The organism is Methylomonas sp. MED-D (assembly GCF_050276835.1).
Taxonomy (GTDB): domain Bacteria; phylum Pseudomonadota; class Gammaproteobacteria; order Methylococcales; family Methylomonadaceae; genus Methylomonas; species Methylomonas koyamae_A.
In genome coordinates, this window is sequence record NZ_CP189965.1 from 2,123,744 (window position 1) to 2,140,852 (window position 17,109).

The following is a 17,109-nucleotide window of genomic DNA, read 5'->3' on the forward strand; positions in this document are numbered from 1 at the left end:
ACAAGTTTAGGTTCTAAAGCTACCAACGGTCGTGCGAAGTTGATTGGCGAGTTCCAGCAATTCCCGGCAAGCGTCGGCGGTATTTTTCGCGCCAATCGAGGTTTCTTCGGACACGTGGCTGATGTTGCTGATATTCCGATTGATTTCCTCGGCCACCGCGGTTTGTTCTTCGGCGGCGCTGGCAATCTGGTTGTTCATGTCATTGATCGTATCGATGCGCTGGCTGATCGAGGTGATCGATTCGCCGGCCGATGCCGCTTGATCCACGCTCGAAGCGGCACGTTTGCGGCCGTTCTCCATTACCGAGACGGCTTGTTTGGCGCGCCCTTGTAAACGTTCGATGGTTTGCTGAATTTCCAAGGTCGAATTTTGAGTCCGGCTGGCCAGCGTTCGGACTTCATCGGCGACGACCGCGAAACCGCGGCCTTGTTCGCCGGCCCGAGCCGCTTCGATGGCGGCGTTTAAAGCCAGCAAATTGGTTTGCTCGGCAATTCCTTGGATCACGCCAAGCACCTCGCCGATACTGTTGCTGTCGTTTTCCAATTCGTGAATCACATTCGCGGCATTTTCAACTTCGCTGGCCAAGCTGTTAATACCGTTGACCGCGTCCTTGACGATGTTCTTGCCGGTCGAGGCTTCTTTATCGGCAATTTCGGCGGCCTCGGACGCTCGGACCGCGTTTTTAGCGACATCCTGAACCGTCGAGGTCATCTGCTTCATCGCGTTGGCGACCAGCGTGGTCTCGTGCAATTGTCTTTCGACGCCGCTTTGTGTCGTATTGGTGATGGTCGCCAATTTGTGCGAGGCGCTGGCCAGTTTTTCGCTAGTCGCGCTGATTTCATCGACGGTTTTGGCAATTTTACGGACAAAGGAATTAAAGCTATGAGCGACCCAGGCGAACTCCGATTTACCGGAGGCATCCAGTCTAGCCCGCAAGTCGCCGTCGCCGCTGCATATGTCCTGCAGCTTGAGCGCCAACGCGGTTAGCGGACCGATGATGATTCTGCTCATCATAAAGTAGCCGGTGAAGCCGATGATAAATAGCGTGGCAATTAAAAACCCGATGGCGTAATAGGTATCGGATTTTAATTGGGCCAATGCCACCGAGAACGGCGTAATGATTTCGAAGGCTCCGTGCAAATCGCCGGCATGCCGATTCTCCATCGTATAGCCGAGCAAGTCTTGGCCTTTGTCGTTACGCCAAAGCGACTGCGAGTTTTGCGGATCCCCGTGGCACAGTTCGCATTGTTTGGCCAATTTAACTGGCCGCAGATAGCGGATTTCCTGCTTGTCTTCATCGATGTAACTGTATTCGCTGGCGCTCGGATTATTCCGAAAATAATCCAATGCGGTGCGTTCGATTTCGTCGGCGGCGTTACGCGGGTTACGCGGATTGTTAGCGGGCGCCTTGAAACGGAAGCCGTATTCCTTGGCCTTGGTTTCTATGACATCCCAGGCGTTCGCGGTTGGCACGGTCGCTAGCACCAACTCTCTGGATTTCGCCAAGCCGAATTTATCGATGAGTTGATTGAGCTGTTCGGGAGAATAGACGCCGGTCTCCCATTTCTTGACGACATTGTCGCGAATCGACTCCGACAAAACCAATAACTGACGTGACGACTCGATCTCCCGATCGATCATCTTTTGCTTGCCGACATTGGCGTAGACAATCAGTATTAGGATGCCGACACCAGTGAGTACCGACATCGTAATCGCTACTACTTTCACACCTACGGAATGCCAGTTCATCATCAACATTCGAATCTCCAGAAATGCTTTGTATAGTTATTATTCGCTCTTGCGGCCGCGCGCCGTAAGGATAGGCGCCGTGAGTATAGCCTACAATTTAACGTCAACTAGCTGGAAAACTTTATTAGTTGTGCGGAAAATTCCAACGCCCTCTTTTCGCTACGCAGGATGTAATGCCTAAAAGTTTAGCGAAGTATCGAATACTCCATTCACTCTTACGGATCCGAGGCCATCACGGCCGCCTATTTCAACCCGATTTTGTGGGTTTCGCGTAATGAGAGTGCCGCACGTGCCAACGATCAATATATCGAATTTGCGAACCAGTCCGCGTTGTGAATTGGCCTATCGCTAGGCGACTTCGGCAACTTTTCCAAGCGCAATGGCTATCAATTCAATAAGGTCCTGAGTTTGCGCTAGCACATCCGCAATTGGCGCTTTCGACCGGAGTTTATTCTATGTCGATCAACCCGTTACGCGAATAGGGATGTGATGTCGCTGACAGTGTTCGGATTTGGTCGTGACGTCTTAGCGTACGGTGCGATCACCAAGCGATCGAACGGCGCTGGAATGTTTTAACGGTCTTTACCTAACGGAGGTTGCGCCGAACCGGTCTCGTGAATGACAACGGGCTGACCGACGCTAAGCAAGCCCGTCCGGTCGTGCAAGGCATTTTGACCGAAATAGACTTTGTTGTTCCATTTGCGTAGTCGATTTAACGTCGTTAAAGGCTCCTTACCGGGACGTGCGGTTTCCGGATCGATCGTCGGAATCGCGCAGCGCGAGCAGGGTTTGGGCAGGCGGAACACGATATCGTTGATGGAGATCCGGCGCCAAGTATCCTCGGCATAACTGTCGCATTCAGCGACCACCAGATTTGGCCTAAACCGGTTCATATCCAAGGGTAATTGCATTGCCATGTTCAATGCATTCAGCGAGTTTTCCGAGACCAGTAAAAATGGGAAGCCGTCGGAAAAACCGGTCTGATCGGTATCGAAGGCATAGTCTGGATCGACTTTGCGGACGTCGACGTCGGCCTGCCGGACCAAACGGCAATCGCGGTCCAGAAATCGACTCAACCACTCATCCGCCGCGGGGCCGCAGCCTATCCCCAGGCAACGATCGTCCCAAACCGTGACTTCGATCGCTTCGCCGGCGACTTCGAGTAACGGTAGGCGCAATTCCGCTTGACCGGGCGCCGACAGGATTAGCGCATCGCTCTCGATACGGGTTTTGATCAACGCCATTTTCGGCAGTCGCCGTTGGCTGAGAAATTGCCGGTCGGTATCGACCAACATCCATTTACGGTCGTATTGTAAGCCGCGCTGGTCGACCGGCCAGACGTTTACCTGAAAACCGGCCAGCGATTTGACAGGGTAAACGTGTATTTGACTAAGAACGGGCATAGATGCAATTAGCTGAAGTGCAAATCGGTTTGGGTGTGCAGCAGGTGTTCGGCCAGCTCGGCGTGGCGGCCGTCGAATTTTAGGCCGTAACGCTGCTTTTTATGATCGCAGTGTACCACTGTGGCGACGACGTCAAAGCGTTGGCCGTCCGGGAACATCAGGTACAGGCTAACCTTGCTTTTGCGGTTCAGTTTGTCGTTGCTGATGACTGCCGCGCCGCGGCTGCTGATGTCGTAGAGTACCACATGAAACAAGCGCGGAAATAACAGGCTATGCACCTTGATCGCCGCCCGCAGGTCGGTTCGCCGGTAACGTACAGCCATGCGCTGGTTCGGCTGATCGGCGTCCAGGTTGATCTCCCGGTCCCAATCGTCGTGATCGTGCAATGGGAAGTCTGACTCGGACATGGCACAGGCGCTGGTTTAGAAGGTGGCTAAGTATTGACGGGAAGCCTTGGAAATTCAATAGCGCCCGCTGGATTATTGCTGACGCCGCGGCACGAATTTTCGTTAAAATTCGGTTTTTACGAAAACAATTGGAAGGACATGAAGCCATTCTATCGCTGGAGTCGTTGGGGATTGATTGCCGCCTTGCTCACAGTACCGGCCATCGTGACCGCGAAGTCGGTCTCCAAAGCAACGAAAGCGCCGCCGGCCAAACAGGAATCCAAGCCAACACCAGCCGCCGCGCCGGCCAAGCAAATCGTCAAGATCGTCTATTTCAGTCAGGAGGTCGAGGCGCCGCCGGCCTTGTCCAATCTCGACCCCTTCATCCAAAACAAGGGCCTGGTCGGCGCCGAGTTGGCTGTAGCCGATAACAATACCACCGGTCAATTCACCGGCCAGCAATACGACCTGCAAAAAGTGATCGTGCCGGTGGGTGGCGACGCTTTGCAGGCCTTCAGCCATCTAGCCGGCGATAGCAGCCTGGTGGTGCTGAATCTGCCCGCCGAGACCCAGCTTAAATTGGCGGATTCGCCGGCCGCGCAAGGCAAGTTGCTGTTCGACGCCAGCAGCAGCGACGACGAACTGCGAGCCGGCCAGTGTCGGCGCAATTTGTTGCACCTTTTGCCGAGCCGGGCGATGCGCGCCGACGCGCTGGCCCAATACATGCTAAAAAAACGCTGGCAAAAATGGTTTTTGGTGACTGGCCGCGAGTCGGCCGACCAAGCCTTCGCGGCGGCGATCAAACGCGCGGCCAAACGTTTCGGCCTGAAACTGGTGGCTGAAAAGGCATGGAGCAACGATTTCGATGCGCGCCGTACCGCGCAATCGGACGTGCCGGTGTTCACCCAGATTGAAGATTACGACGTGTTGGTAGTGGCCGATGAACAGGGCCTGTTCGGCGAATATTTGGATTACCGCACCTGGCTGCCGCGTCCGGTGATCGGTACCCAGGGTTTAGTAGCCACGTCCTGGCATCGGACGCACGAACAATGGGGCGCGGTACAGTTGCAGAACCGCTTCAAGGACAATACCGGCCGCTGGATGGAAGAGGCCGACTACGGTGCCTATCTGGCGGTGCGGGCGATTGGCGAGGCGGCGGTGCGCAGCAAATCCAATCAGGTAGCGCCGATCCGCGACTATATGCTGTCCGACAAATTTGCGTTGCAGGGCTACAAAGGCATGCCGCTATCGTTCCGAACTTGGGACGGCCAATTGCGTCAGCCGATATTGCTGGCGGCGCCGCGCGCGCTGGTGTCGGTCGCGCCGATCGAAGGTTTTTTGCATCCCAAGACCGAACTGGATACGCTGGGTTACGATCAGCCCGAAACCGGCTGTCATTTTCAATAGCATGCGGGAGTAAGGCAATGACCAGTAAACGGCGCATGGAATACAGTCAGGTGGCGATCAGCGGCGGACCGGAAGGTCTGGATCAGGTCGCCGAACTGGCCGGCGGCCATAAGCCGTTCAAAATCCGCAGCAACTACCAGCCGGCCGGCGATCAGCCGACCGCGATCACCCAACTGGTCGAGGGCCTGAACGACGGCGAACTGCATCAGACCCTGTTGGGCGTAACCGGCTCCGGCAAGACCTTCACGATAGCCAACGTGATCCAACGCACCCAACGGCCGGCGATGATCCTGGCGCCGAACAAGACCTTGGCCGCCCAGTTGTACGGCGAGATGAAGGAGTTTTTTCCGGAGAACAGCGTCGAGTACTTCGTATCCTATTACGACTATTACCAGCCGGAAGCCTATATTCCGTCGTCGGATACCTTCATCGACAAGGACGCCTCGCTGAACGATCATATCGAGCAAATGCGCTTGTCGGCCACCAAGGCGCTTTTGGAGCGCCGCGATACCGTGGTCGTCGCCACGGTGTCGGCGATCTACGGTTTGGGCGAGCCGGAGTCCTATTTCAAAATGGTACTGCATTTGGTGCGCGGCGACATGGTCAAACAGCGCGACGTGCTGCGCCGGCTCACCGAAATGCAATACACCCGCAACGACACCGAACTGCGTCGCGGTACCTACCGGGTGCGCGGCGAAGTGATCGACGTGTTTCCGGCCGAGTCCGAGGAACACGCGTTGCGCATCGAATTGTTCGATGACGAGGTGGAGCGGATGTCGATGTTCGATCCGCTGACCGGCGAAGTCGTGCAACGGGTGACGCGCTATACGATTTACCCGAAAAACCACTACGTGACGCCGCGCGACCAATTGCTCAGCGCGGTCGAGAAAATCAAGATAGAGCTGGCCGAACGCCTGGAGCAATTGCGCGACAACCATAAACTGGTCGAAGCGCAACGTCTGGAGCAACGTACCCTGTTCGACATCGAGATGATACTGGAAGTGGGCTATTGCTCCGGTATCGAGAACTACTCTCGCCATCTGTCGGATCGCAATTCCGGCGAATCGCCACCGACCATGTTCGACTATTTACCGAACGATGCCTTGGTCATCATCGACGAAAGCCACGTCACGGTGCCGCAGATCGGCGCGATGTACAAAGGCGACCGCTCGCGCAAGGAAACCCTGGTCGAATACGGCTTTCGGCTGCCGTCGGCGCTGGACAACCGGCCGCTGATGTTCGACGAGTTCGAGCGTATCTGCGGCCAGCGCATCTACGTGTCGGCCACGCCGGGCGGTTACGAGAAAGAGCATTCCGGCGCGGTGGTCGAGCAGGTGGTCAGGCCGACCGGTCTGGTCGATCCTCAGGTCGAAGTCAGACCGGCCACGACTCAAGTCGACGATCTGTTGTCCGAGATCAATCTACGCATTGCCGTTCGGGAGCGAGTGTTGGTCACCACGCTGACCAAGCGCATGTCCGAGGATTTGACCGACTACCTGCTGGAACACGGCATCAAGGTACGTTATCTGCATTCGGACATCGAGACTGTCGAGCGGGTGGAAATTATCCGCGACTTGCGCTTGGGCGTGTTCGACGTGCTGGTCGGCATCAATCTGTTGCGCGAAGGTCTGGATATTCCGGAAGTGTCGCTGGTGGCGATTCTGGATGCCGACAAGGAAGGCTTTTTAAGGTCGCTGACTTCGCTGGTTCAGACCATAGGCCGCGCCGCCCGCAACGCCAACGGCAAGGTGATACTGTACGGCGACAAAATCACTCGCTCGATGCAGCAAGCCATCGACGAAACCGAGCGCCGCCGCGACAAACAGACGGCGTTCAATGCCGAACACGGCATCCAGCCGCGCACCGTGTTCAAATCGGTGACCGACATTCTGGAACTCTCGATCCCCGGCGCCGGCGGTTCGATCAGCCATGCCCGCGCCAAGGCCGCCGAACCGGCCGGCGAGTATAAATCGCTGACGCCCAAGCAGGCCGCCAAGACCTTAAAGCAACTGGAAGAAAAAATGTTCCAGCACGCCAAAAACCTGGAGTTCGAGGAAGCCGCGCGCATCCGCGATCAACTGCGCTTGCTGCAGGCGGAGATGACGATTTGATTTTAGCGTGATGGTACTGGAGAGCTTTGTTCGCGCGCGTGAGGATGTGTATGGCCACGGGGCGACAGCTGATCGGAAGGTGCAAACTCGTAAGCGCCCACATCCAGGGCGCCCGAGCCGAGCCGTTTTTCGATACGCGCGGGGTGCCGGTATTGATAGGCGGGCGATAACAGAAAGCCGTTGGCGGCGACGCCGGGATCGATGCCTTGATCGATAGCGCTCGCTCCGGCCGATAGCCGGTAATCGAACGCGCCTCGGTTTCGAAAACGTTCGCTGTTCGCCACGATATTATGCTGTCGGTCGCTCGATTCCAAGCCGATCAAACTTGCACCGACCAGTAAATTGTTGATCAAAATAGGGCGGACGATGCTGTGGTTGTTCAGAAACGTACCGTCCGGTTTATCGTTGACCAGCGTGTTGTTGATCAAAATCAGCGTTTGATGGGGCAAGGTCTGATTGTGTTCGGCGGCAAACGACAACATGGCGCGGTTCTCCGACGCGGCGCTTTGCCGGAATTGGTTGCCGATCAAGTAGGCCTCGCCACCGTCCGGGAAATCCACCAGATAGCTCGAGGCGCGGGTTTCATCGCCTATTCGGTTATAAAGTAGGTAGTTTTCGCGGGCTCGCGACTTAACGTTATGGCCAGTATTGGCGTCATGCACATAACAGTGATTAAGGGTAAAACGCTTGATGCCGCCAATATAGATATTGTGACCGAGTTTGCCGAGCAAGCGATAATCGACCGTATTGTCGTTGAATTCGGAGCCTTCGATAGTAATTTCGCTGCTGGGGTTGGCGCCGGTCAGGATGCCCATTTGATTGTCGTGAAAATGACTATCGCGTATCGTTAAGTTGGTGCCTTCGAAACGAATGCCGGCACCGTTCAAGGCCTTGGCTCTGGCGCCGGAAAATTCGATGCTCTCTATCGTGACGTCGTCACCCTTGATAACCCAGGTGGCCTTGCCTTCGGCGTTGTTGCCCATCGCCTCGAGATGCGCGCGGCCGCCGACTCCCCGCAGAATCAAGCGGTGCTGCGGCCAAGTCGCGACATCGTTAGGATACAGACCCGCGTCGATTTCGACGATGTCGTCATTCCCGGCCACTATCGCAGCCTGACTGGGTAGTTTCAGTTCTTGGGATGGTCCGACTTGCCAAGTGGCGCAATCGCCCGAACCCGCATACAGCAGCAATACCAGTCCCCAGCGACAATAAGCGAGAGCTTTGGCGTCAATTCCGATCATCAATAACCAGCAGCACCAAGTGAGTGGCGTTCAATTGGAATGAAACGGCGCATCGGAATCCGATCGGCAAGCAGGCAACGGCATTGTAAATGCGAGGTTAGGGTAGGGTATATCCGACTTTGATGGTGACCTGCCAGTGCGCCACCTTGCCGTTGTCGATGTGGCCGCGGGTTTCGACGACTTCAAACCAGCGTAAGGTCTTGATGGTTTCGCCGGCTTTGGCGACGGCGTTTTCGATGGCGGCTTCGATACTGACGGCTGACGAACCGGTCAATTCAATTTTTTGATAAACATGGTCAGGCATGGCGTTCTCCGTTGGCTTGAAACAATGCTTGAAAACGACGGGCGGCGGGCAAAGGCTCGGCGTCGAACAGGCCGCCGATCACCGCGAGCAAGTCTGCGCCGGCCGCCAACAACTGTCCAGCATTATCCGGTAGGATGCCGCCGATCGCGACGATGGGCACATTCAGCGTCTGTTTGGCTAGCGACAGCGTGGCAATGTCGGCCGGCGCCGCCAACGGCTTGGAGCCGGACGCGAAAAAGCGGCCGAAGGCGACGTAATCGGCGCCGGCTCTTTCCGCGCGCGTCGCGCGGTCCACGTCGTTGTAGCAGGACACGCCGATGATCGCGTGGCTGCCGAGTGCGGTTCTGGCGGCGGCGATGTCGCCGTCGTCGCGGCCCAGATGCACGCCGTCGGCACCGATTTCGGCCGCCAGCTCGACGCTGTCGTTGATTAGCAGCGGAACTTGATAGGCATGGCAGACGACGAGCAGTTCGCGCGCCAGCCGGGCGGCGTCCAGCGGCTGCTTCTCGCGGTATTGCACGACGGCCGCGCCGCCTTGCAGGGCCGCTTCGACTTCGGCCAGGACTTGGGCGATGGCTTTGCCTTCGGTCTGGGTGATCGCGTACAGGCCGCGCGGGGGAAACTTCAGGAATCCAGCCAAAACCAGCGCTCCGGGTTGTGTTGCCCTTGGCCGGGGCGGTAAGCGGCTTGCAGGCTTTGCCAAGTGAATTCCTGGGCCTCGTTGACGGCGCTGAACAGGTCCAAGCCTTGTGCCAATAACGCGGCTACGGCGCTCGCCAACGTGCAGCCGGAGCCGTGGTAGTGATACGGCAGGCGCTCCCAGTTGAAGGTTTCGTCCAGGTCGTCCGGGCCGAACAGTCGGTTGCGGACCAATGCGGAATCCTCGTGGGTACCGGTGATCAAGACGTGTTCGGCGCCGCATTGTCGCAGTCCGGCGCCGCAGGCGGCCAAATCGTCAAGACCGGTCAAGCGGCGGGCTTCGATGCTGTTGGGCGTTGTCAGCGTCGATAACGGCAGCAACTGTTCGACGATGGCGGCGATCAGTTCCGTGCCGGCCAAATCGGTGCCGCCGCCGGCGGCCAGCACCGGATCGAGTACGACCGGCACTTTGCCGGCTTGGCGGATCACGTCGGCGACCGCGACGGCGATTTCGGCCGAACCGAGCAGGCCGATCTTGATCGCGGCGACCTGGAAATCTTCCAGCAGGGTTTGCGCCTGATTGACGACGTCTTGGGGTCGTTGCGGCAAGACTTTTTTGACGTTGCGGCTGTCCTGTTCGGTCAACGCGGTGATGATGCTGGCGGCGTGGCAGCGGTGGCTGACGATGGTTTCGATGTCGGCTTGTACGCCGGCGCCGCCGCTGGGGTCGTGGCCGGAAAAGCACAACACGATGGGGCGGGTCATTCCACGTCTCCGTTTAATAGTTGCAGAAATTCCGCTTCGTCGATGACGGTCACGCCCTTGTCGCGGGCGGCGGCGGTTTTGTTGGCGCCGACGTTATCGCCGGCCACCAGGTAGTCGGTCTTGGCGGACACAGAGCTGCCGACCTTGGCGCCCTTGGCCTTGGCTTGCTTGGCGAGGTCGTCGCGGCTGCCGCTGTGCAGGGTGCCGGTGAAGACGAGGGTCTTGCCGGATAGCGGATGCGCCGACGAATCGGCTTTGCGTTGGCTGGCTTGGAGGTTGAAGCCAAGCCCGGTCAGCTTTTCGTACAAGTCCTTGATGTTGGCGAAGCCTTCGCTGATCACCGCCGCGGTTTTTTCGGCGAAACCCTCGATGGCGATGATGTCGGCTTCGGATAGCCCGAAAATCTGGTCGAGCTGGTAGTGAGCCAACAGCCGTTCGCAATTGCCCAAACCCATTCGAAACACGCCGAAGGCCGCCAGAAAACGCCAGTCCTCGACCGCTTCGCTACGGCTGCGCGACAGTTGCTCGACCAGATTTTGCGATTGTTTGGGGCCGAAGCCCATGCTTTCGAATTGTTCGGCGCTCAGCGCGTAGATTTCGTCAACGCGGCGGATGCCGTACTCGTAAAGCTTTTTGATCGTCGCGGCGCCGAAGCCGTCGTTGTTTTTCAGCACCCGGAAAAAATGTTCCATGCTGTTGCTGATTTGGGCCGGGCAAGCCAAATTGTTGGGGCAGATCAGATAATCGTTATCCCAAATCAGCTCGTGACCGCAACTGGGGCAGTGTGCCGGCACTTCGGGTTCGGCGGGTTCCAGGACTTCTTCAATTTTGGGGATGACTTCGCCGGAGCGGGCCAAGCGAATCAAAGCGCCGGGACCTATACCTTTATCGACCACCATTTTGTAGTGGTGGGCGGTGGCGCGGGAGAGCAGGGCGCCGCTCAGGCGGGTTGGTTCCAGCTCTGCAACCGGCGTGATACGCCCGGAACGCGAGGTTTGCGGCGTTACGCTCACGACTTTGACGTTGGCTGTCGCCAAGTTTTCCTTGTAGGCGATCTGCCAGCGGTGATGATGGCGGGTCGCGCCGAGGTATTGCTTGAGTGGCTCGTCGGTGATTTCCAGAATCACGCCGTCGACGTCGTAATCGACTTTATGCCAGATGTCCTGAACGATAGCTTCGAAATCGGCGATCAGTTCGCTCCACGGACCGGACCAATGAGGCAGCAAGGCAAACGGAAAAAACACCGCCGCGTGGTCGGCGATGGCTTTAAAAGCATGTTCCTCAAGTTCTTTTTCCTTGATGACGCTGGCTTGAAAGTTCCGGGGGTTATCGAAGTGTTGAGCCAGATTCTCGTCGAAATAGCGGCGGCCGACGACGATTTCGCCGGCACCCAGGCCGCGCGCGCCTTGCCCGGCAACTTGCAAGCCGCGCTCGAACACCCGGGTGATGTCCTGACCCTTGCGGCCGTCACCCCGTGTATACAGCAATTGTCCGTCGTCGTAGGCGGCGTAGCCGTCCAATTTGGGCGTCACCTTGAAGGTCAGCGCGCGAAAGTCCTCGCCGATATCGGCGGCGGCTTTCTCTATCCGTGCCGCCCAGCGTTCGATGTCTTCGCGGCTGTAAGCCTTGTCGGTGGACAGCATCACCACCGGCAAATCGACGGTCTTGCCGGCGAATACCGGTTCAGGCTCGACTTCGTGAAGCAGGGGATGCTCGGGTTGGCGTCGCTTTAACTCGTTTAGATACACGAAATCGTAGTCGGCGTCGCTGACGATGGGGGCGCCCGCGCGGTAGAGGGCGTTGGCGACCTCAAGCGCGGCGATTAAATCTTCGTCGCCGGCGGCATTGATCAATGCTTGGTTGGCGAGTAGCTCAGTAACGCGGGCCAATTGGTCGGCGCTAAAGTTTAAGTTGGCTTGATCGAGAATTTGGCGGTGACTATCGGAAAACATGGTACCGGTCGGATTGGAGTCAAGCCGGGATTATAAAAGATAAGCGCTCGATGCAGGATCGGCGCATAAAAAAAGGGCGGGAGTTTTGAGGCTCCCGCCCAGGCATCTATCTTTCAAGAGGATCATGTCAACGGTAGGAAAGCGTGTGACATGGGTTGTATCGTATCGATTTTCCGAAGATTGACGTTGATCTGGGTCAATGTTTGCTGGGTTTTACCAAAACGTGACTCATTGCGGGCGACAACTGCGACATAGTCCATGAATCTCGATAGTCTTGCGTTGGGGAGAAAACCCGGCGGTTTGCAATTCCTCGCTCAACGACTGGATCACGCTCGGCGCGCCGCGTTCTTCGACGGTGTGACACGCGGTGCAGATCAATAGCAACTGATCGTGCTGGGTGCCGGAACGGTGGCAGCCAACGAATGCGTTAAGGCTTTCCACCCGATGGATCAATCCTTGTTCCAACAGAAAATCCAAAGCTCGGTAGACGGTAGACGGCTTGGCGGCGTCGTTGACCGGTCGAAGTTGGTCGAGCAGGTCGTACGCTTTGACGGCTTTGTGGCTGTTCCAGATCAGTTCCAGGACTTTGTGGCGTATGGGCGTCAGTTGCACGCCGCGTGACAAGCAAAGTTGTTCGGCTACACTGATGGCATTGCGAATGCACAGATTGTGGTCGTGCTCAGGTTCCGGCGCATGATCTGGATCGAAGTCGGTCATCGGTAAAGGGTGAAAGGTTTCATTCATTTGCTACGAGGATTCCGTTATAGTGCCAGCATCATTCGCCTAATTCAATTCGGCCGAATCGCGGCAGCTTTTGCTGGCATTCGCCATGTCTCCATAGTATGGTTGTTTGGCAGGCACCCGAAGAACTTTCACGATTACACAGGTAGTAATTTCGAGGCAATCAATTAATGAGAAGGATCACGTTCCTGGTTTATGCAGTCTTGTGGATGATGCTGATCAGCCTCAGCTACTACCAGCAGCTTAAGGATACGAAGCGTTATGCCGAGGACATCGCTATCCGCCAGGCGGCCATGTTTTTCGATCACATTGTGTTGATTCGGCAATGGAACAGTTCTCATGGCGGGGTGTACGCCGTTGACGACGGCCAAATTCGGGTGGACAGTACCGCCTCGCCGTTCGTGGAAACCAAGGACGGCCGCCGTCTGGCCTGGATAGGCCCCACCCAAATGGCCCGTGAATTGGCGGATGCCGCCAAGAGCAAGACCGTGATTCGTTTTCATGTCGCCAGCATCCGGCCCTCGTCGGCGGATAACAAGGCCGACGATTGGGAATTGCGCGCATTGCTGGCCTTTAGAAACGGCGAGACCAGCGTCAGGGGAATCGCGGTACTGGATAATCAGCCTTACTATCGGTATATCGCGCCGCTGCCGGCGGCTGAAAATTGTTTGACTTGCGCAGGCCTGGACGATGATGGCGGCGGCGCGATCAGCGTCAGTATCCCGGTAGCGAGTATCGATGCGTTTATCAGCGAGCGTCTACGCCAATTAGGCGTCACGCATGGGATTATCGCCAGCGTTGGCGTTATCGTGCTGCTATTGTCCTACCTCGCGCAAGTTCGACTCAGTAAGCGGCTGGACAAAGCGAAAAGCCGTTTGCAATTGGCCTATTTGGATTCGTTAACACTATTGCCCAACCGCCGATATTACGATGCCTTCGTCAAGCGGGAATGGAAACGGGCGATGCGGCATCAATATCCGATTTCGATGATCATGATCGATATCGATTACTTCAAAGCCTACAACGACAGCCTTGGGCATCCCGAAGGCGATCAATGTTTACGCCAAGTCGCGCGGACCTTGAAGCGTTTTTTTCGCCGGCCCGGCGATTTGATCGCCCGTTACGGTGGCGAGGAGTTTTGCGTTGTGGCCGCCTGCGACGCCAATCAAATTCTGGCGTTGGCGGAGATTTTGAGAAAGGCCATCGAGAATATGCGTTTACCGCACCCCAATTCCAAGATATCGGAGTTCGTGACGATTAGCTTGGGTGTTTCGACGATAGTACCTCGCGAACATCAGGAGTTCGAGCAGTTGTTGCACGCCGCCGATCAGGCCTTGTACAACGCCAAGGCCTCGGGACGTAATCGGGTCGGACGCTAACGGATCGGCGGGCACGAGCCGATCGAGCGCTTGTTAACCGGCAGCCTCTTCCAACAATTTGGCGTGGGCGGCTGCTAAGCGAGCGATCGGTATCCGCGGTGCCGAGCAAGAGACGTAGTTCAAGCCGATGTTATGGCAAAAGCGGATCGAACGCGGATGTCCGCCATGTTCGCCGCAGATGCCGATCTTCAAATCCGGCCGTTGTTTGCGGCCCAATTCCACGGCCATTTTCATCAATCGGCCGACCCCTTCCACATCCAACGTTTCGAACGGATTGTCTTGCAGTAACCCGGATTCTTCGTACAAGGGCAGAAATTTGTTCTCGGCGTCTTCCCGCGAAAACGAGAATGTGGCTTGGGTCAGGTCGTTGGTGCCGAACGAAAAGAAAGCCGCCGTCGTGGCCAGTCTGTCGGCTCGGGTGCAGGCCCGGACCGTTTCGATCATCGTGCCGAATTTGAAGTTGAGCTTGAGTTTGTATTGACTTTCCACCTCCGCTTGAATTTCGTCGACATACTGTCTGACCTTGATCAGTTCCTGAGCGGTAATGACCTGCGGGACCATGATTTCCGGCTCCACCGGAGTCTTTTGTTTGACGCAACGCGCGGCGGCTTCCAGAATGGAGCGAATTTGCATCCGATAAATTTCCGGATAACTCATGCCCAACCTAACGCCACGGTGGCCGAGCATGGGGTTAACTTCGTAAAGCTCCAGTACTTTGTTCAGCATCATCTGCTTTTTGGCCAACGCGTCAATCACCACTTCTTCGTTGAGGCGGTTGAACGGTGCGGGTAATTCATGCGGTTTGGCCAAGGTTTCCAGCGTGACGCGTTGGCCCTTGATAATCGTCAGGTAATGTTTCAAGGCGTCAATTTCGTCCAGCAGTTGATGCTCGTTGGGCAGAAATTCGTGCATCGGCGGATCGAGTAGGCGAACCGTGACCGGGTGCGGCGACATGGCTTCGAACAGTTGCTGGAAGTCGTCGCGCTGAATGGGAAACAACTTAGCGAGTGCCGCCTCCCTTTCCTCGGTGTTTTGGGCCAGAATCATATCGACGACCAGCGGCAGGCGATCGGCGGCGTTGAACATGCGTTCGGTACGGCATAGACCGATGCCCTTGGCGCCGTAACTGGCGGCCAGACGCGCGGTTTCCGGGGTGTCTACGTTGGCATGTACCCGTAATTTGGCAATGCTATCGGCCCAGCTTAATAAGGTTTTCAATTCCTCGGAGAATGAAGGCGGAATGGTCGGGATTCGACCGAGATAGATGTTGCCGTTGCTCCCGTCTATCGTGATCAAGTCGCCTTCCTTGATTAAGATGTCTCCGACCATCGCGATGCGAGAACGGACATCGACCTTGATGTCCTCGGCGCCGGCCACGCAAGCCTTGCCCATGCCTCTGGCGACCACCGCCGCGTGCGAGGTTTTGCCGCCGCGACTGGTGAGGACCCCTTGAGCGGCGAAAAAGCCATGAATGTCTTCCGGCTTGGTTTCCTCTCTAACCAGAATCAGTTCTTCGCCGGTCTTGCCCAGCCGCACAGCCGTGTCGGCATCGAACACGCATTTGCCGCAGGCGGCACCTGGCGAGGCAGGCAGACCTTGGGCGATCGGCTGATTGTGGTGGTTTCGCGCTAGTTGCGGCAGCAGCAGTTGTTCCAAAAGTTCGGGATTGATGCGAAGCAGGGCGCGTTCCTTGTCGATCAAGCCTTCCTTGACCATGTCGATCGAACTTTTCACCATCGCCGCCGCGTTCATTTTGCCGTTGCGGGTTTGCAAGCAATACAGTACGCCGCGCTCTATCGTGTATTCGTAATCCTGGACTTCATGATAGTGGGCTTCCAGCTTGTTGCGCAGTTCTACCAGCTGCCGATATTGTTCCGGCATTTCCTGCGCCATTTCCTGCACCGGCTTGGGCGTGCGGATACCGGCAACCACGTCTTCGCCCTGTGCGTTGACCAGATATTCGCCGTACATTTCATTGGCGCCGGTACCTGGATTTCGCGTAAAACCGACGCCGGTCGCGCAGTCGTCGCCCATGTTGCCGAAGACCATGGTTACAATGTTGACCGCGGTTCCGTTGGCGACGTCTGGCGTGATGTGAAATTCCCTACGATAGTCGACGGCGCGCTTGCCGAGCCACGAATTGAAGACCGCTTTAATCGCAATTTCCAGTTGTTCGTAAACGTCTTCCGGAAACGGTTTGCCGGTCTCCTCGTGGACAACTTTCAGAAAACGGTTGCTGATTTCCTGCAGTTGTTCGCTATTCAGCGCGACATCGGCCTTGATACCGGCCGCGCGCTTGACTTCGTTGAAATGCGAGTCGAATTTTTCGTCCTCAATCCCCAGCGCAACTTTACCGAACAATTGAATGAAGCGGCGGTAGGCGTCGTAAGCGAAGCGCGGATCGTCGGTCATTTCGATCAAGCCGGTCAACGTTTGCTTGTTCAAACCAAGGTTCAGGATAGTGTCCATCATACCCGGCATCGAAATCGCCGAGCCGGAGCGTACCGAAACCAGCAGGGGTTCGCTGGCGCCGCCGAAGGTTTTGCCGGTTGCCCGTTCGATGTCGGCGATTTGTTGGTGGACTTCGTCCAACAAACCGGCCGGCAATAACTTGTTTTCAAGGTAGAGCAGGCAGGTTTGGGTGGTAATGACGAATCCTGGCGGCACGTTGAGGCCTAATTGGGTCATTTCGCAAAGGTTGGCGCCTTTACCGCCCAGCAGTGCTTTGTTTTTACCGTCGCCTGAATTGAATGAATAACTATATTGCGGATTCATGGTGTCCTGTTCGGAAGGCAAGAGGTTGGGATTTTTGCTAAACGGCCGCGGTTGACACGGCCGTGGCTGTGCTTGGCTAGCGTTAGGATAGCGGTTTTTACCGGGTTTTGTAGGCTTTTACAAGCGACTGGATCCGGCTCGAGACATAATCGCCAATCCAATCGAATTTCATTCTTCGATTTCGAATCGGGAGCCGGCGCGTCTGTCCTGACAATCGTCGAATGTGCGAGCTTGTCGCCGGCTACATTCATTATCCT

At 56.6% G+C, this 17,109-nt stretch carries 13 protein-coding genes; 3 read left to right on the plus strand and 10 right to left on the minus strand.

Annotated elements, in window-relative coordinates; genetic code table 11:
* Positions 1 to 6: 6 nt before the first annotated feature.
* The 3 genes from ACQE3E_RS09425 to ACQE3E_RS09435 all read right to left on the minus strand — a co-directional run bounded on the left by ACQE3E_RS09425 (position 7) and on the right by ACQE3E_RS09435 (position 3,559).
* A complete protein-coding gene (locus ACQE3E_RS09425; protein ID WP_064028545.1) occupies positions 7 to 1,758 on the minus strand; it encodes a methyl-accepting chemotaxis protein in 1,752 nt (583 codons plus the stop codon).
* A 563-nt stretch (positions 1,759 to 2,321) separates the two neighbouring features.
* Positions 2,322 to 3,152 (minus strand): MOSC domain-containing protein, encoded by an 831-nt coding sequence (locus ACQE3E_RS09430; RefSeq protein WP_281022982.1) that lies wholly within the window; start codon positions 3,150 to 3,152, stop codon positions 2,322 to 2,324.
* A gap of 8 nt (positions 3,153 to 3,160) precedes the next feature.
* Positions 3,161 to 3,559, minus strand: coding sequence for a PilZ domain-containing protein (locus ACQE3E_RS09435; protein ID WP_071159609.1), 399 nt, complete (start codon positions 3,557 to 3,559; stop codon positions 3,161 to 3,163).
* Between the two features lie 138 nt (positions 3,560 to 3,697).
* On the opposite strand from ACQE3E_RS09435, the gene ACQE3E_RS09440 reads away from it, so the two are divergent.
* Positions 3,698 to 4,945: an ABC transporter substrate-binding protein gene (locus ACQE3E_RS09440; RefSeq protein WP_427501543.1), complete on the plus strand. Its 1,248-nt coding sequence runs from the start codon at positions 3,698 to 3,700 to the stop codon at positions 4,943 to 4,945.
* A gap of 17 nt (positions 4,946 to 4,962) precedes the next feature.
* Positions 4,963 to 7,056 (plus strand): excinuclease ABC subunit UvrB, encoded by a 2,094-nt coding sequence (uvrB, locus tag ACQE3E_RS09445; protein WP_427501544.1) that lies wholly within the window; start codon positions 4,963 to 4,965, stop codon positions 7,054 to 7,056.
* 2 nt (positions 7,057 to 7,058) lie between these two features.
* Here uvrB and ACQE3E_RS09450 read toward each other — a convergent pair whose 3' ends face one another.
* The 6 genes from ACQE3E_RS09450 to ACQE3E_RS09475 all read right to left on the minus strand — a co-directional run bounded on the left by ACQE3E_RS09450 (position 7,059) and on the right by ACQE3E_RS09475 (position 12,674).
* The gene (locus ACQE3E_RS09450; RefSeq protein ID WP_427501545.1) at positions 7,059 to 8,297 is read right to left on the minus strand and encodes a right-handed parallel beta-helix repeat-containing protein; all 1,239 of its coding nucleotides are present in this window, start codon (positions 8,295 to 8,297) and stop codon (positions 7,059 to 7,061) included.
* A gap of 97 nt (positions 8,298 to 8,394) precedes the next feature.
* Positions 8,395 to 8,601, minus strand: coding sequence for a dodecin (locus tag ACQE3E_RS09455; protein ID WP_064028551.1), 207 nt, complete (start codon positions 8,599 to 8,601; stop codon positions 8,395 to 8,397).
* Complete coding sequence (thiE, locus tag ACQE3E_RS09460; RefSeq protein ID WP_064028562.1) at positions 8,594 to 9,229, minus strand: thiamine phosphate synthase; 636 nt, start codon at positions 9,227 to 9,229, stop codon at positions 8,594 to 8,596. Before thiE ends, ACQE3E_RS09455 begins: the two co-directional genes overlap by 8 nt.
* Positions 9,226 to 10,005: a bifunctional hydroxymethylpyrimidine kinase/phosphomethylpyrimidine kinase gene (thiD, locus tag ACQE3E_RS09465; RefSeq protein WP_427501546.1), complete on the minus strand. Its 780-nt coding sequence runs from the start codon at positions 10,003 to 10,005 to the stop codon at positions 9,226 to 9,228. Before thiD ends, thiE begins: the two co-directional genes overlap by 4 nt.
* Positions 10,002 to 11,957, minus strand: coding sequence for a BRCT domain-containing protein (locus ACQE3E_RS09470; protein WP_427501547.1), 1,956 nt, complete (start codon positions 11,955 to 11,957; stop codon positions 10,002 to 10,004). The genes thiD and ACQE3E_RS09470 overlap by 4 nt, the downstream gene beginning before the upstream one ends.
* Positions 11,958 to 12,185: 228 nt before the next feature.
* Positions 12,186 to 12,674: a transcriptional repressor gene (locus ACQE3E_RS09475; protein WP_064026639.1), complete on the minus strand. Its 489-nt coding sequence runs from the start codon at positions 12,672 to 12,674 to the stop codon at positions 12,186 to 12,188.
* Between the two features lie 194 nt (positions 12,675 to 12,868).
* Here ACQE3E_RS09475 and ACQE3E_RS09480 point away from each other — a divergent pair, with 194 nt between their 5' ends.
* Positions 12,869 to 14,077 carry a GGDEF domain-containing protein gene (locus tag ACQE3E_RS09480; RefSeq protein ID WP_071159600.1) on the plus strand — a complete coding sequence of 403 codons (1,209 nt, stop codon included), beginning with the start codon at positions 12,869 to 12,871 and terminating at the stop codon, positions 14,075 to 14,077.
* A gap of 33 nt (positions 14,078 to 14,110) precedes the next feature.
* On the opposite strand, the gene ppdK is transcribed toward ACQE3E_RS09480, so the two are convergent.
* Positions 14,111 to 16,852, minus strand: a complete 2,742-nt coding sequence (gene ppdK, locus ACQE3E_RS09485; protein ID WP_427501548.1) for a pyruvate, phosphate dikinase — start codon at positions 16,850 to 16,852, stop codon at positions 14,111 to 14,113.
* Positions 16,853 to 17,109: the final 257 nt, after the last annotated feature.

Bases quoted from the DNA above. Each gene is read 5' to 3' on its own strand.
- ACQE3E_RS09425 (WP_064028545.1), bottom strand. From the start codon at position 1,758: ATGTTGATGATGAACTGGCATTCCGTAGGTGTGAAAGTAGTAGCGATT.
- ACQE3E_RS09430 (WP_281022982.1), bottom strand. From the start codon at position 3,152: ATGCCCGTTCTTAGTCAAATACACGTTTACCCTGTCAAATCGCTGGCC.
- ACQE3E_RS09435 (WP_071159609.1), bottom strand. From the start codon at position 3,559: ATGTCCGAGTCAGACTTCCCATTGCACGATCACGACGATTGGGACCGG.
- ACQE3E_RS09440 (WP_427501543.1), top strand. From the start codon at position 3,698: ATGAAGCCATTCTATCGCTGGAGTCGTTGGGGATTGATTGCCGCCTTG.
- uvrB (WP_427501544.1), top strand. From the start codon at position 4,963: ATGACCAGTAAACGGCGCATGGAATACAGTCAGGTGGCGATCAGCGGC.
- ACQE3E_RS09450 (WP_427501545.1), bottom strand. From the start codon at position 8,297: ATGATCGGAATTGACGCCAAAGCTCTCGCTTATTGTCGCTGGGGACTG.
- ACQE3E_RS09455 (WP_064028551.1), bottom strand. From the start codon at position 8,601: ATGCCTGACCATGTTTATCAAAAAATTGAATTGACCGGTTCGTCAGCC.
- thiD (WP_427501546.1), bottom strand. From the start codon at position 10,005: ATGACCCGCCCCATCGTGTTGTGCTTTTCCGGCCACGACCCCAGCGGC.
- ACQE3E_RS09470 (WP_427501547.1), bottom strand. From the start codon at position 11,957: ATGTTTTCCGATAGTCACCGCCAAATTCTCGATCAAGCCAACTTAAAC.
- ACQE3E_RS09475 (WP_064026639.1), bottom strand. From the start codon at position 12,674: ATGACCGACTTCGATCCAGATCATGCGCCGGAACCTGAGCACGACCAC.
- ACQE3E_RS09480 (WP_071159600.1), top strand. From the start codon at position 12,869: ATGAGAAGGATCACGTTCCTGGTTTATGCAGTCTTGTGGATGATGCTG.
- ppdK (WP_427501548.1), bottom strand. From the start codon at position 16,852: ATGAATCCGCAATATAGTTATTCATTCAATTCAGGCGACGGTAAAAAC.